This is a genomic window from Phyllobacterium chamaecytisi (genome assembly GCF_020164455.1).
Taxonomy (GTDB): domain Bacteria; phylum Pseudomonadota; class Alphaproteobacteria; order Rhizobiales; family Rhizobiaceae; genus Phyllobacterium; species Phyllobacterium chamaecytisi.
On sequence record NZ_JAIQWW010000010.1, the window covers coordinates 1 to 15,191 of the forward strand.

At 56.4% G+C, this 15,191-nt stretch carries 11 protein-coding genes; 1 reads left to right on the forward strand and 10 read right to left on the reverse strand.

The features are described from left to right. Window positions 1-341: 341 nt before the first annotated feature. The 10 genes from LB462_RS16215 to LB462_RS16260 form a co-directional block, all read right to left on the reverse strand. Entirely contained in the window at window positions 342-1,424 is a 1,083-nt protein-coding gene (locus LB462_RS16215; protein ID WP_224509966.1) for an ABC transporter substrate-binding protein, read from the reverse strand. A 45-nt stretch (window positions 1,425-1,469) separates the two neighbouring features. Next, window positions 1,470-2,582 (reverse strand): cupin domain-containing protein, encoded by a 1,113-nt coding sequence (locus LB462_RS16220; RefSeq protein WP_224509968.1) that lies wholly within the window; start codon window positions 2,580-2,582, stop codon window positions 1,470-1,472. A gap of 33 nt (window positions 2,583-2,615) precedes the next feature. After that, a complete protein-coding gene (locus LB462_RS16225) occupies window positions 2,616-4,412 on the reverse strand; it encodes an ethanolamine ammonia-lyase reactivating factor EutA (RefSeq protein ID WP_224509971.1) in 1,797 nt (598 codons plus the stop codon). Between the two features lie 540 nt (window positions 4,413-4,952). After that, the gene (locus LB462_RS16230; RefSeq protein WP_224509974.1) at window positions 4,953-6,827 is read right to left on the reverse strand and encodes a TPR end-of-group domain-containing protein; all 1,875 of its coding nucleotides are present in this window, start codon (window positions 6,825-6,827) and stop codon (window positions 4,953-4,955) included. A gap of 155 nt (window positions 6,828-6,982) precedes the next feature. Then, entirely contained in the window at window positions 6,983-8,491 is a 1,509-nt protein-coding gene (locus LB462_RS16235) for a gluzincin family metallopeptidase (protein WP_224509977.1), read from the reverse strand. Window positions 8,492-8,528: 37 nt separating this feature from the next. Further along, a complete protein-coding gene (locus tag LB462_RS16240) occupies window positions 8,529-9,548 on the reverse strand; it encodes an ABC transporter ATP-binding protein (protein ID WP_224509996.1) in 1,020 nt (339 codons plus the stop codon). After that, window positions 9,545-10,549 (reverse strand): ABC transporter ATP-binding protein, encoded by a 1,005-nt coding sequence (locus LB462_RS16245; RefSeq protein WP_224509998.1) that lies wholly within the window; start codon window positions 10,547-10,549, stop codon window positions 9,545-9,547. Before LB462_RS16245 ends, LB462_RS16240 begins: the two co-directional genes overlap by 4 nt. Further along, window positions 10,546-11,397 (reverse strand): ABC transporter permease, encoded by an 852-nt coding sequence (locus LB462_RS16250; RefSeq protein ID WP_224510002.1) that lies wholly within the window; start codon window positions 11,395-11,397, stop codon window positions 10,546-10,548. The genes LB462_RS16245 and LB462_RS16250 overlap by 4 nt, the downstream gene beginning before the upstream one ends. Beyond that, window positions 11,394-12,332: an ABC transporter permease gene (locus LB462_RS16255; RefSeq protein ID WP_224510005.1), complete on the reverse strand. Its 939-nt coding sequence runs from the start codon at window positions 12,330-12,332 to the stop codon at window positions 11,394-11,396. The genes LB462_RS16250 and LB462_RS16255 overlap by 4 nt, the downstream gene beginning before the upstream one ends. An 85-nt stretch (window positions 12,333-12,417) precedes the next feature. Then, window positions 12,418-13,995 (reverse strand): ABC transporter substrate-binding protein, encoded by a 1,578-nt coding sequence (locus LB462_RS16260; RefSeq protein ID WP_224510007.1) that lies wholly within the window; start codon window positions 13,993-13,995, stop codon window positions 12,418-12,420. Window positions 13,996-14,170: 175 nt separating this feature from the next. Between LB462_RS16260 and LB462_RS16265 the strand changes: the two genes are divergently transcribed. After that, the gene (locus LB462_RS16265; protein ID WP_224510010.1) at window positions 14,171-15,181 is read left to right on the forward strand and encodes a GntR family transcriptional regulator; all 1,011 of its coding nucleotides are present in this window, start codon (window positions 14,171-14,173) and stop codon (window positions 15,179-15,181) included. Window positions 15,182-15,191 lie beyond the last annotated feature (10 nt).

The window sequence follows — 15,191 nt, forward strand, 5'->3', positions numbered from 1 at the left end:
TCATTCATTCGATATGCATGCGTACCCTGCGTTGGCCCATACTCATTTGATCTGGCCTAAACGAAGAGAATAGTCCATTTTTCCTCAATAAATCAGAGGCTTGGAGCTCACCTCTCACGAGTCGTGCGCAGTCGAGATCGCGGTCCCGCTGCTTGTCGCGACGACGTTCTTCCACATCAAAATATGCTCGTTCAGCGTACATTGCTAAAACCTAACACTCATATCTTCCCAAACTATGCAGTGACTTAGTAAAAGATTCAATGAGAATGCGGCATCAACTAAAAGTGGGGCATGACCAGCTCGACGCGGCATGGGCCGCTCAACTGTTCAATGGATCTGTTCTATGGCTTTGCAGAAACGACTTCGTCGAAAACGTTTCGCCATTTCTTCCCCTCATCGAGGACGATTTTTGAATCGATCACGCTGAGCTTGAGATTCTCTGGCAAAGGAAACAGCGATATGTTTGTCGGAGTGAAGCCGCGCTTCGCCAGGATCGATTGAGCATCGGTCAGTTCAAACTCATAAAAAAGGAGCGCCGCATGCGGATGGGTCGAGTGACGTGAAACCCCGATGCCATTGACGCGAGCTGGAATGGGCGCAATGCCGAACCATTCTATCGGGGCGCCGTCCTGTTTCAGTTGCTGCGCCTTGTACTGGTAGACGGTCATCGACATAGGCACTTCGCCAGACGCTGTAAGATTGGTCAGCAAAGTATGACCCTTGCGTACTGAAAGACCGTTGGCGGCGGCAAGTTTCTTGAAGAAATCGATCCCCTCGGCTTCCGAAGGAAAGTTCTTCACCACGGCAGCGAGCCAGTCGAAGTCCTCGGCCTCAATGCCCAGCTTGCCCTTGAATGCAGGGTTCAGGAAATCGGTCCACGTCTTCGGTACATCGGCGGCCTGCACCAGATTGGTATTGTACGCCGACGTGATGACGTTGAGCCGCGTTCCGATCCAGCTTCGATGCTCGAAGAGGGCGGAGGGTAATATCTGGTTGAACGTCGGTGAGGAGACCGGCTGCAATATGTTCTCGCGCGTCAAGGCCTCGAGCTCCGGGCCATTGGTTTCGAGAATATCGGCGGTATAACGACCCGCGCGGGTCTCCGCGACGCCGCGCTGAAGAACGTCTTCAGAACTGCCGCGCCAGACCTCGACCTTTACACCGTATTTCTCTGTGAAAGCGCTTGTGAGCGCGGTCATGTCATCGACGGGCGCGGACGTGTAGATGGTCAGCGTGCCTTCCTGTTTCGCGCCGTCGATCAGTTTTTGCATGCGATCCGCACCGTCGTATGCGGCAAGCTCCGCGATGCTGGTCTGCGCCAAGACGGGCGTTGTAACCAGAAGCGACGTCAGTAACGTTGTGGCGAATCCCAACAAGATCTGACGCCGGGATATCGCCTGGCCCTCGCAAGAATGCTTTTTCATGATTGTTCCTCCCTATTGGATTTCTGAGTCTTCTGTCGTGGGTGTCTACCTCGGCGGCAAATCCGCAAGCTCGGTCTCGTAGGCAGATTCCATTCGTGGCGACAGGCCGTTTTTAGCCAGCGATTCGGCAAACATCGTCCGCACCAATTCGCTCTCGTCGGCATAGTCGATCTGATCCCCGCCAAGACGCCGGCTGATCCATGCTTTTGGAACACCTTGCGCATTGCGTATGGAAACCACCTCGTGCTTGAAAGCGAGGTAGCGCGCCGGTGTCTTGCCCGTGTTGAAATGCTGATGGAACCACATGTTCGGCGGAACGATCAGCGTGCCCACCTCCCATTCGTAGCGCCTCGGTTCCTCGCCCTCCGGCCACATCAAGGAGTAGCCTTCACCACTGAGAATGATGACATACGCACCGGGGCCATGGGCATGCCCCTTCTTGTAGGTCCCGACCGGAAACTGCGAAATGTGGCTGTTCATCGAGCCCTTCGCCATATTGAAGCGGATGTGACCGCCCCCGGCGCCGCGTTCCTTGGCACTGATCAATGGCAGGCTCACTGCATCCGCAACGAAGTTAGTTTCGAGCAGCAGACCCTTTTGCTCGCCCTTGTTACTGAAATAATTCGGTTCGCCAGAGAAACGATTGGGAAAGTCGTGTTTTGAATTGAAGACGAAATCGAGGTCTTCATAGAGATTGATGATAGGAGGCGCATTCGTAACGCCGATGTAGCGCGCAGGCTGCTGACCCGAACCGTTGAAATGTTGGTGCAGCGTATTGAGAGGAATGGCAAAGAGCGAGCCTGCCTGCCACTCGAAGCTGATCGTTTTGCCGGCGTCGTTCCATACGGTGGTCGATCCACGTCCCTCAAGCACGAGGATCATTTCCTCGTAAAGCTGGCGATGTGGCGCAAGTGACTTGCCCGCGGGGATCTCCATCACATAGCTGTCGTTGGAGGTCCGCGATGCATCATGATTGACGAAGACGGCGTTACCGCCACGCCGCGCCCAGGGCTTCAGGGGTACAGTCCTGAGATTTCGTACGTAGAGCGCAGGGATGATATCAAGCCCCTCATCTCTTATCCAGCGCGTATAAGGCGTTTCCTTTTCGGTGGCGAACTTGTTTGCCATGTCCTCGGAAACGAGCGCGTCTTTCGCCATCTGGCTTTCCTTTCTTGATGGTACTGCAGGTGTCTACCGGCTTTCTTTCGTTGCCACGTCCGTCCGCAATTCGGATGGCGTGCTGTGAGAATGGCCGTGATGGTGACCGTGATCCGAGTCATGATCATGATGGTCAGAACCATGATGGTGATGATGCGTCGCATGCGAATGCGAATGGGGGGGACTGACCACCCTTTCGCGGTGGTGCAGGCGCTGAGGTTTGCCCGGATTTGAGGCACTTTCATTGAACACGAGGGATTTCACCGTCACTGGCACCGTCCTCGATGGGAGCCGGAGACGGCCAAGATCGACAAAATCAAAATCCCGTAATGCGAGGCCGTCCAGCACGAGAACTTCGCCAGGCACACCAAGTTCCTCTTTGAGGATCGCACCGAGCGTCATGGCAATGTCACCATCGAGCATCACAAATAACGGTTGACCCGCATCGATCAGTACACGAAGGCCGGTTTCGACGGCCTCTGCGAAGGCGCGGATACGCGCATATTCAGGTGTACCGCCCCATTCGAAGGCGAGCGCAACGTTGGGGCTGGTAGCAACGACATCAAACAGTTGAAGATGCCGCTGGATCGTCTGCCCGATCCCGACCGCATCGATTTCTTTGGAGAGAGCGACGGGCGGACGCAGGACCTGAAGGTTCCGCTGCGGCAGCAGAGTGCCGGGGTCCGACAAGAAACAGGTGTTACCGCTGAGCTGGATGCTATATTCGGAAGCGCCGAGCGCGGTAGCGCGAATGCACTCGCCCGCCTCAACAAGCGGCCAGGGTATCGCGCCGTTGTCCAGCCGATAACGCAAGGCTAGGCCAAGCCGAGAGCCGAGATCGCCGAAATCCCGTGTTTCCCGGCCATAGACGAATTCGCCAACACCTCCAGAGATAACTACCCCGTCGAGGTCGCCGAGTTCCGGCAGGCGATCCGTAAGAAAGAGATGAGTCACATCCTCGCCCGGGTCCCGACTGACAATGGCTGCGGTCAGCGTATCAGCCATGATGGACGCGACGCGATCGAGATCACCGACGTCGATCCGGTCACCCTCTGACCAATCGAAGCCTGCCCGCTGTGCGTGGTGCCGGCCCGCCGGATCGAGCCGTATGATCCGCCCGCCCTCATCCACGACCTGAAGACGACCACCGACGTGATAGGCCGCCGTCGCCAAGATCTGGCCATGATCCACCAGCGCGAGCTTTGTCGTGCCGCCGCCAATGTCGATATTAAGGAGCCGCGTTCCCTGGTCGAAACTGCGCCGCGCGGCACCGGATCCATAGGCGGCGAGCATCGCTTCCATATGATGGCCGGCCGCGGCACAAACGAACTGGCCACCTTGCGCTGCCAGGATCGAAGCGATCGCATTGGCATTCTCTCGGCGGAGCGCTTCTCCCGTTAGGATGACTGCGCCAGTGTCGATGGCATCTGGAGAAAGTCTCGCGGCGGCATAGGCGTCGTCGATAATTTCTCCCAACGCCCGGGCATCGATCAGCGCTTCGCTTTCGTAGGGTGTAAACCGTACCGGGGATTGGTAGAGTGTTTCGCGCGAAACGATGATGTACCGGCTCGTCAGGTCTTCACCACTGCGTCGAAGATGAATCTTCGAAAAAATCACCTGTGTTCCGGACGAACCAATGTCGATGCCCACGCTTGCTAGAAAAACATTGTCCTGAATCCAGATGGGATTGCTCGAAAGCGGCTCGGGCGGACCGTAGTCATCGTGATCGTGATCGGCATCGGGTCCGTGTTCATGTGCGAGTGTGTCGTCATACAGGTGATCGTTCAGGGTGTGTCCGCCCTCAGCGCCTTGTTTGTCGCGGTCGATCATCGGTTCTCCTCCCAAAGCAACCCGGAAACACCTCGCCGACCCCCGGCTTCCGCCGGCCAGTCGCCACGCCTCCGCCGTACGCGAAAGCTTCAACCTTCGTTCCTGTGGATCGACTGCTTCGACGAACCCGCGAGCGGTTTCCTCGTCCTCCGGCTCGATGTATGTTCCTCTATATGGAACGTCGGTCCACATCTAGAAACGTATTTTCGTTTTGAGGTTCTGTCAACGTCCTGAACGCTACTATCTATATTTTGGGGAACGGTCGTCGCGCGCCGTCGCGGGGATGGCGTTGTCATTTTGGGAAATGTAGTTGAGGACGAATGTCCAATCCTGATTTGAGGGCGGCCTGCTGGACTCGATCAACAGGATGGTGACATTGGAGATATATGGAGCTGGCACCCGTATGGCAGGACTCTTGGATATGAGTTGGGCATACGCATGGCTTTGGCGCGCGGAGTGACAATCGCGTCTTTGAGGCACCGACGGTGATTGTTGCTTCGTGATGAGAAAACTGCTCCTTGCAAATCACCGCTTAGGTATTCACACGGTAAGCCGCTTCTCCTCCTCGATAAGTTCAAACATTTTCAAGACTCGAACATCGCCTCTGATAGCGTTTAAATCGGAATCATTCTTGAACCACATAGTCTGATAGTACGAACTTTTGGGAAGGACACTCTGCAGCAATCGGATAGCTTTCTCGATCTCACCTATGATCGAGTACACGCAGGCAACGTTGTACTGCGCTACCACATCATCTGGATCGATAGCCAATGCCCGGTCAGCCCACTCCCGGGCCCGTTGAGGGTCACCAAGGTGCGCCCAAGCCAATGCACCACGATGGGCTGGTCCGGAGTTTTCCGGATTTTTGGCCAGAGCCTGTTCCGCCCGCCATACTCCAACACGAGCCCAGCTCTCGGTTTCCGCCACTTTACCGAGAGAGCTATATGCGCTCATTAAATGGATGGGCGAGAGATAATCATCCGGCTTCAACTCGGCAGCTTGTCTGAAATAGTGCACCGCAGACTCGAAGTTACCGCGCATGTAAAAGAAGCGAGCATAGTGGAAATTGGCTTCGTGAAGTCCCTGATCGATCGCGAGTGCGCGCTCGAACGAGGCCGCGGCCTCTTCATCATGACCGGCCTGATGTAGAGCCAATCCCCGGGATGCGTGCGCTTCGGCTAAATTTGGATCCAGCTCGAGCGCTTTGGCGGCCATAGCTGAAATTCTTTCCAGCGGGAAGTCATCCGGTTGCCAGTCGCGCAATGCTGCCTCGCAGTCAGCAATGCCTGCGTAGGCCCGGGCATAATCTGGATCCAATTCCACTGCCTTGCAGAACATGCGCCGCGCCAAATGAAGATATGATTTGGTCCAGGCATGCGAAAACTGCCGTCCCCGCAAATAATAGGTATAAGCTTCGACATTCCCGGTTGGCTCAGTGTCGATTGCTTCTAGCTCTTCCGGCAAGAGCTTGATTTTCAGCTGGCTGACGATCGCGTGGGTTATTTCATCCTGTATGGCGAAAATGTCGGTCAGATCCCGGTCATATCGTTCGGCCCACATGTGGCCACCATACAGCGCGTCGATCAGCTGCCCGGTTATCCGGACACGCTCTCCGACCTTGCGCACACTGCCTTCCAAAACATAACGGACGCCAAGATCCTGCCCGACCTGTTTAATCTTCACGGACCTGCCCTTGTAAGTGAACACGGTATTGCGTGCCACGACGTGAAGGCTGGAAATCTTTGATAAATCCGTGATGATGTCCTCAGTGATACCATCAGAAAAATACTCTTGTTCGGGATCGCGACTCATATTGGTGAATGGCAAGACGGCTATGGTTTTTTGTAGCTGATCAAGCGGGCCAACTATCGTCTGAGTGGTGGCTTCTATGCCGGATGGACTGCCAAAACCGATTGTATAAACACGGATATTTTGCTTGATGTTCTTAAGTGCATGTTCGCCTTTGTCTATGAACTTCAAATTTAACCGGGAGCCCACTTGATCGCGTACTGATGCTGCCACCGCGATACAACCGGCGTCGGCAATGCCTTCCAGACGGGCTGCAACGTTGACACCGTCTCCAAATATGTCGCCGTCCTCGACGATTATGTCACCTAGATTGATTCCTATTCGCAAATCGATGCGGTGGTCCTTAGGCACGCCCTGGTTACGTTCTGCCATGCCACGCTGGATATCGGCGGCGCAGGCGACAGCGTTGATCACGCTGGCGAACTCAACCAGCATGCCATCTCCGGTCAGCTTAAAGGTTCGACCTTTATGGTCATTGATCAAGGGGTCAATCAGTTCACTGCGATGGCACTTGAACCTGTTCAACGTACCTTCTTCATCTATGCCCATGAGATGACTGTAGCCCACGATGTCAGCAGCGAATATAGCGCTCAGCCGGCGTTCCAAATGACCCCCAAATTATGATTTAAATGCAAGAACGCCGGACTGTAACCGCTTCATCGCTTTAAGTCGCGTCCATCTTTCGATTGACGACAAGGAGTGACGATATCGATTCCGGCGTCCCATCCACTGCATTCTTACGTTTGGATGCCAAGCGACAATTACACCGCGAGATCGGCAACCTTGCGCTTCAGATCAGCGACATAATTAGCAACTGACAGTGGCGAACCGGTCGCCTGCTGCAGCAATTCGCCCGGTGTCCGCGACCGCCCATATTGATGAACATTCTCGTTCAGCCAAGTCTTCAAAGGAGTGTAGTCGCCCGTATCCAACCCCTCTTTCACCGCAGGAACAGCCTTCGCACTGGCGAAGAATTGCGAGGACATGATGTTGCCGATCGTATAGGTCGGGAACGATCCCACCATACCCGATGACCAATGCACGTCCTGAAGTACGCCAAGCGTATCGTTTGGAACATCCAAACCAAGATAGGACTGCATCTTGTCCCGCCAGATGGCCGGCAAATCACCCACCCGGATTTCTCCGGTGATTAGCCCCGCTTCTATCTCCGACCGCAGCATGATGTGGAGATCATAGGTGAGTTCATCTGCCTCGACCCGAATCAGGCTGGGACGCGGTGCGTTGACGACCCGCCAAAAATCCTCGACCGAAACATCGGCGAGTTGTTCGGGAAAGAAGCTGCGCAGTTCATCGAAATGAATCTCCCAGAACCGGCGAGAGCGGCCAACGCGATTTTCCCAAAGGCGCGACTGTGACTCGTGAGTGCCGAAGCTGCTGCCGCCCACAGCATAAAGGTTGATGAAGTCGGTTGTGAATGCCGAGCGGCTAAAGCGCGCCTCTACCCCTTGCTCATACATTCCGTGACCAGCTTCATGCCAGACCGCAAAAAGGCCGCCTGGGAGCCAGTCTTCGCGGAACCGACCTGTGATACGAACATCGGCGCTGGTGAAGGAGATTTCGAATGGATGAACCGTATCGTCAAGACGACCCCTGTTGAAATCGTAGCCGAAACGCTCGGAAATCATACTGGAAAATGCTCGCTGGCGTTCAATCGGGTAAGTGCGATCGAGAATCTCCGTGCGCACTGGCCGCGCTTGTCGAGCCTCGGCCAGCAAGGGAACCAACGACTTCTGCAACTCCCCGTAGAGTTCGCGCAATTTCGCCCAGGTCATTTCCGGCTCGTAAGTCGAAACCAGCGCATCATAAGGATGCGCATCATAGCCAATCGCCGACGCGATCTCGCGCTGCATCTCCATGGTCGGTTCGAGCCACGGCGCGAAGGCCGCGAAATCATCGACGCTGCGCGCCTGTTTCCATGCCGCCTGTGCATTCGTCTTGAGCTCGGCGGCCGCCGAGACAAGTCTTGCCGGGATGCGCGACAGCACACCTATTGATGCCGCTGCCTGCTCGACGGCAGCGCGCTGCAAGGGATCGCCATCTGTACCGGCGCGGGCGCTTTCAATTGCTTTCATCATTCGGTCGCCGGTCGCGATATCGCGGGCAAGACCAACAAGCGTCGCGATCTGCTTGCCGCGTGCATCAACACCTCCAGGCGGCATCATCGTGCGTGAATCCCAGGTCAACAGGTTAACCGCGCACAGGATATCGTTGACCTTGGCGACTTCGCTTTCAAAGGTGGTAAAGCTCATCCGGGGTTCCTCAAGTTCGACAATGCATCAGCGGCAATCAGACCGCATCCGCCAGTGCCGATGGCATGGCGCCAAAATCGACAAGATGGCAGGCGGCGCTGTGTTCTGAAGCTCGCTTGGTCAGTGCCGGCCTTTCGACCCGGCAGCGGTCGAATACATGCGGACAGCGACTGGCGAACGGGCAACCTGGCGGAACATCCAGCGGGCTCGGCAATTCACCACGTGCCGCAACGACCCTCGACCGTTGCGTCGGGTCAAGTTCGGGCGCCGCATCGAGCAGTGCTTTCGAATACGGATGGCGCGGCGAGGCAAACAGACTTTCCGACGGTCCTATTTCCATCATCTGCCCGAGATACATAACCGCAACGCGATGCGAAATATGACGCACCAGCCGCAAATCATGTGCGACGAAAATCAGCGTGAGGTGCAACTCCTCCTGCAGCCGCAACAGCAGATTGATAACCTGCGCTTGAACGGACACATCGAGTGCCGAGACGAGTTCGTCCGCCACAATGACATCGGGTTCCACTGCGAGCGCTCGGGCAATGCCGATGCGCTGACGCTGGCCCCCGGAAAACTCATGCGGATAGCGGGATGCCGCATCGTGCGGCAGCCGCACGAGATCGAGAAGTTCGGTAATGCGGGCCGGAATATCCCCTTTAGGACGCATGCGATGCACCGACAGAGCTTCATTCAAGACTTGGCTGACTGTCATCCGTGGATTGAGCGAGCCGTACGGGTCCTGGAATATCATTTGCACGCGTTTGTTAAAGGCGCGGCGCTCGACAGATCGCAAAGTCGCGATGTCCCTGCCCTCAAAACGGATGGCGCCGTCATCCGGATCCAGCAAACGCACCAGGCACCGTGCCAAGGTGGATTTGCCGCAACCGGATTCGCCGACGATACCAAGCGTCTCACCGCGATGCACCTCGAAGCTGACATTGTTCAACGCATGGACTGCCAATCGCGGCTCGCCGGCCAAGCGCCGCATGAAAGAAGACGATGCGCCAAATTGCTTGGAGACCCCATCGACGGAGATGATTGGGACAGCGTTCAAAGGATCGCCTCCGCGGCTGCGACGCGATCATGATGGAAACAGGCCGCCTTCCGCTCATTACCAAGCGACAGCAGCGGCGGCCGCTCCTGCCTGCATATATCGGTTGCAAAGCTGCAACGCGGGTGGAATGCGCATCCTGCCGGAAGATCCGTCAGGCTCGGCGGCGTCCCCTCGATCGATGAAAGCATGGTTCGGACGGCGCCAGCACGCGGCACAGACCCGAGCAAGCCGCGCGTGTAGGGATGGCGAGGCTGTCGGAACACATCGATCACCGTTCCCATCTCGACGATGCGCCCGGCATACATCACCGCCATGCGATCGCACGTCCCGGCAATGACACCGAGATCGTGGGTAACGAGCACGACACTCATCGCCAGTCTGTCGCGCAGATCAAGCAGCAATTTGAGGATCTGGTCCTGGATGGTGACGTCGAGAGCGGTGGTCGGTTCGTCAGCGAGAAGCAGCTTTGGCGAACAGGCCAGCGCGATGGCGATCATGGCGCGTTGACGCATACCGCCGGAAAACTGATGCGGATATTCATTAAGCCGCCGTTCCGCCGCCGGTATGCCGACGGTATTCATCAACTCCAGCGCCCTCGCCCGCCGCTCGCGCGCATTCAGCCGCATATGGGCCACGAGATTTTCCTCAAGTTGCAGCCCAACAGGCAGCACCGGATTGAGCGCGGTCATCGGTTCCTGAAAAATCATCGCGATTTCACTGCCGCGGATCCGCCGGAGCTCTTCGGCCGGCATGGCAACCAGATCGCGTCCGCCCCACTCGACCCTACCCGTGACATGACCCGGTGTCTGAATGAGCCCCATGATAGAGCGCAGAGTCACGCTTTTGCCTGAACCGGATTCGCCGACGAGCCCGACCATTTCTCCGGGCGCAACGTCGAGATCGACATCAGCAACGGCGAGCGCCATGCCGCGAGGCGTGTTAAAAAGCGTTGTCAGACCACGAACGGTAAGGCCAAGACCAGTATCGATTGCCACGCTCATCTGCGTACCCTCAGAAGCTGGGCCAGCCCATCGCCGAGGAGGCTGAAACCGAGACCGGTTATGACAATAGCGATTCCGGGAAAGACAGAAATCCACCATGCCGTGCTCATGAAGTTCTTGCCATCGGCGATCTGCACGCCCCATTCGGCAGCGGGCGGCTGGGCGCCAAGCCCGAGGTACCCAAGACTTGATCCCAAAAGGATCGCCAGCGCCATATCGGTCATCCAGTAGACGATAGCAGGCGTGATTGCATTGGGCAGGAGGTGGCGAAAGACGATCCGCATCGGCGTATATCCCATGACCCGTCCTGCATCGGCGTAGTCCAGACGTTTCTGCACCTTGACTTCGGCCGCGACGAGGCGGGCATAGAATACCCAGCCAACAATGCCGACAGCAACGTACATATTGCCGAGGCCAGGCCCCAGAACCGAGACGATCGCGATAACGAGAACCAGAAATGGGAATGTGATGACTGCATCCACGACGCGGCCGAAAATCGCCTCCGCCAAGCCGCCCGCATAGCCGACATAGGCTCCAACAATCGTTCCAAAGATGAACGGCCCGACCGTTGCGAACACGGCGATCTGCATATCGATCGTATAGGCATGGATCACACGGGACAGGACATCGCGGCCAAAACTGTCGGTTCCGAACGGATGCGCCAATGTCGGCCCCTTCAGCAGGGCTTTATAGTCAAACGCAATGGGATCATAGGGGGCAAACAGCGCTGGAAAGAATGCGATAAGCAAACTCACACCAATGATTATCGCGCCGGAAATCAACGTACGTGGCAATGCAAGCCGCCGGAATCTTGGGTACAGCCCAATTTTCTCAACAGCAACGCTCATCGGGCAACCCGCGGGTCAAGCCAGGCTTGAAAAATGTCGGTTGCCAGAAATGTCAGCGATACCAGAACCGCGAGCGCAATCGTCAATCCTTGCAGCACAGGGTAATCGCGGCCGTAAATACTGTCGATCATGAGACGGCCGGCGCCAGGCACGGCAAAAACCGTCTCGGTAATGACTGCTCCGCCAAAGAGCGTACCGATCTGCAGTCCAAACAAAGTGACCGTCGATATCAGAGCGTTGCGCAGCACATGTCTGGTCATGATAATGCGGGGTCGCAGCCCTTTGGCCCGGGCGAAATCGACATATTCAGCGTTGATGACGCCTATGATCGAGGACCGCAAATTGCGCATCAACACGGCAGAAAAGCTGAACGCCAGTGTCAAAGCCGGCAGAAACAGGTGATAGAGCCTGTCGGCAAACGTGTCGCCATAGCCACCGACCGGGAACCACTTCAATGTTGCGCCGAAGACGGTCAACATCAGGATACCAACATAAAACACAGGCATCGACAATCCGACCTGGAATGTGCCTCGAATGACCGCGTCGGCGGTCTGTTCCCGCCTCAGTGCGGCAAGGAACGCCAGTGGCACGGCGAGAACGAGGGCCAGCAACGCTGCCATCAAGGTCAGCATCAGTGTCACTGGCAAGCGTTGCATGATGATGGTCGTCACAGGCAGCTTCAGTGCGATTGACGTGCCAAGATCGCCGGTGAAGACGTTCTTGACGAAATACAGGAATTGAACGGGGATCGGCTTGTCCAGCCCAAGGCTGGCATTGATACGCTTAACGTCGGCATCGATAGCGCGATCGCCGAGCATGGCGCTGGCGGGATCACCAGGCAGAAGCCTCACCAGGACGAAGGTGACGACGAGGATAAATACCACCGTCGGGATCATTTGAAGAATGCGGCGCAGAACGAAACTGAAAAGTGGCAATGCGCCGCTCCCGATGTTTTGCATGAGTATCCAGAGTGAGCGCGGGTGACATGTCAACCACCCGCGATATGCACCTGAACTCCAGTTACTTATCCAGCCAAGCGCGACCGAAGAAATTGTTGCCAAGCGGTATCTGCAGGAAGCCATGCACCTTCTTGCTTAGCGCCACGGGATAGGGTGTCTCGTAGAGCGGCACGATCGGTCCTTCAGCGTTATAGATCTCCTGGATGCGAGCATATTGAGCCGCGCGCTTGGTAGCATCGATCTCTTTCTGCGACGCATCGAAGAGCTTGTCCGCTTCCTCGTTTTTCCAACCCGTGTGCAAAGCATCGATGGTGGGCGAATAGACGAAATACGATGTGATCTCGTTTGGATCCGCAATATCGTCGGTCCATGCAGCCTCACGCATTGTGAAAACGCCATCGCGATATTGCTGGGTACGGGTGGCATTGTCCACCTGCTGCAGCTCAAGTTTGATGCCGAGTTCCGCCCACATCTGCTGTAGCGCGGTCGCAATGCCGATTTCATCCTGATTACCCGCAAGGACGAGGATGCTCGTATCGAAACCCTTTTCGAATCCGGCCTCCTTCATCAGGCTCTTCGCCTTTTCGATATCATAGGCATAGAGTGGCTTGTCGCCCGTATGCATCGGCGTGGCCGAAGACATGTAAGACGTCAGAGGCTTGCCGACGCCGTGCGTTACGATCGCAATGATTGCGTCCTTGTTGACGGCGTAGTTCATTGCCTGACGCACTTTTGGATTGGATAGCGGATTGTCCTTACCCTTGATCTGCGGCCGTGCATTCATCGTGACATACTGCACGCGGGTCGAAGGGAACAACTCCATATTGAGGTTGCCGGCGGACTTCAATTCTTCGACGCGCGAATAGGGAATGAATTCCGCCCCGTCGATCTCGCCAGAATTCAACTTCAAAATGCGCGTGGCATCATCCGGCAGGACTTCGAAGGTAACGCCGTCAAGATAAGGCAAAGGCTTACCGTCTTCCCCCTTCCCCCAGTAGTGCTCGTTGCGAACAAGCTTCATCGTTGATCCACGATCCCACGATTGCAGCACGAATGGGCCGGAACTGACCGGATGCTCGGCAAATACCTTTGCTTTGTCCGCGTCGGTGGCACCGGCAGCAGCCTCGAATACCTTCTGAGGCAAGATCGCGGTGTTGAACACGGTCAATGCAGCAAGGATGGCCGGGTCAGGATGCTTCAACTTGAGGACGACCGTTTTGTCGCCATCAGTCGTTACATCGTCGATGGAACTTACGAGGAAGTTCCAAATGCCGTTGTCCTTGTTGGCGGCACGCTTCAGCGACCAGGCCACGTCGGCCGGTGTGATGGGCGAGCCGTCGGAAAATTGGATGCCGTCACGCAATGTGAGGTTGACGCTCATCCCGTCGTCGGAAACCTTCCATTCGGTGGCGAGTCCAGCCTGAACCCCTTTGCCATCATCTGTGGGAAGGAGTAGCGTGTCGTAGAGGTTGGACAGGATCCAGATGTCGACGTTGGCGTCGTTGAGCACCGGATCAAGAAAGAGGCTGTCAGCGTAACGCCCATAGGTCATGACACCACCCCTTTCCACCGCAACGGCGGAAAGGCTCGTACCGACGAGCAATACGGCGGCAAGAGCCGCCTTGGCGATCTTTTTCATTCGTATTCCCCTTTGTTGTGAACTACCTAAGTGTTCTTATTGGGTATAACGATTTCACTTACCTTCGGCGCTGTCAACAGTTTATAATTTGCTGACTTGGCTCGCTCTGGCCTTGCGATTAGGACGCGCCCGGTATAATCGTATTAGTCTATTAGAACAGCCAAAGACTGGGTTCATGGAATTCTTCATCGACCGCGATTTGCCGGTTCCGCTGCGAACACAACTCCATGGGCTCATAGAGTACGGCATCGCCTGTGGGGAATTGCTTCCGGGCGAAGCTCTTCCTTCCGTGCGCGAGCTTGCGGAGAAGATCGGCGTGGCGCCGATGACGGTCAGCCAGGTTTATGCTGATTTGAAAGCCGAAGGATTGATCGACGCACGTCCAGGTTCAGGTACATTTGTCAGCGACAGTTTGCAGGCAAGGCTCGCCGGCCGTTCGGACCAAACCAATTTGCATCGCAACATCGATGCATTGATCGAGGAGAGTCGCGCCCTTGGCATTCGCTCTGCCGAGTTTGTCTCATTGGTCAGCTCAAGAGTCTTCTACCGCGAAAGCCTTGGCCAACGCATGCGCATCGTCATGATCGGGCTATTTCCGGAAGCGACCGCCAGCTATGCGCGTTTCATCGCTGCCCGCCTCGGAAAAGGCGTAGCGGTGGAACCGTTGACGATCTCGGCAATCGAGCGCGACCCGGAAACGCGCGCGCGCGCAATTTCGGCCGACCTCGCGATAACCTTTGCCAACCGGCACAGGGAAGTGGCCGCCCTGGTACCGAACACCAAGGTGGTCACCATCAGCTTTACCCCCTCGGAAGAGACACGAATGGCATTGGCTTCGCTGGATTCGCTGGCTTCGATCGCTGTTGTCTCGCGGTTCCCCGACTTCCTGCCGATCATGAAAGCGGGCGTTCAAAGGTTTGCGCCGCATGTCCACGAGATTGCGGGCGCGACGCTGGAAACCACGGGGCTCGACGAAATTATCGCGTATGCCAGCGTTGTCATCTTCGCCTCGGGTGCCGAGGAGGTCACAAGCCGGCTGCGCCCCGGTGCCCAAGCGATTGAATACCGCCACGCTCCTGACGTCGCCGATATCGAAAAAGTGATCTTGCCCATCATCCGGGCAGCAGGCGGACTTCCGCCACCGGCAACTGAAAATGCGTTGCGCGCGGCCAGCATGGACAAATAAGGAAGGGAAC

Excerpts from the sequence above, each read along its gene's own strand:
- LB462_RS16220 (WP_224509968.1), bottom strand. The coding sequence starts at position 2,582 with ATGGCGAAAGACGCGCTCGTTTCCGAGGACATGGCAAACAAGTTCGCC.
- LB462_RS16265 (WP_224510010.1), top strand. The coding sequence starts at position 14,171 with ATGGAATTCTTCATCGACCGCGATTTGCCGGTTCCGCTGCGAACACAA.
- LB462_RS16235 (WP_224509977.1), bottom strand. The coding sequence starts at position 8,491 with ATGAGCTTTACCACCTTTGAAAGCGAAGTCGCCAAGGTCAACGATATC.
- LB462_RS16245 (WP_224509998.1), bottom strand. The coding sequence starts at position 10,549 with ATGAGCGTGGCAATCGATACTGGTCTTGGCCTTACCGTTCGTGGTCTG.
- LB462_RS16250 (WP_224510002.1), bottom strand. The coding sequence starts at position 11,397 with ATGAGCGTTGCTGTTGAGAAAATTGGGCTGTACCCAAGATTCCGGCGG.
- LB462_RS16260 (WP_224510007.1), bottom strand. The coding sequence starts at position 13,995 with ATGAAAAAGATCGCCAAGGCGGCTCTTGCCGCCGTATTGCTCGTCGGT.
- LB462_RS16215 (WP_224509966.1), bottom strand. The coding sequence starts at position 1,424 with ATGAAAAAGCATTCTTGCGAGGGCCAGGCGATATCCCGGCGTCAGATC.
- LB462_RS16225 (WP_224509971.1), bottom strand. The coding sequence starts at position 4,412 with ATGATCGACCGCGACAAACAAGGCGCTGAGGGCGGACACACCCTGAAC.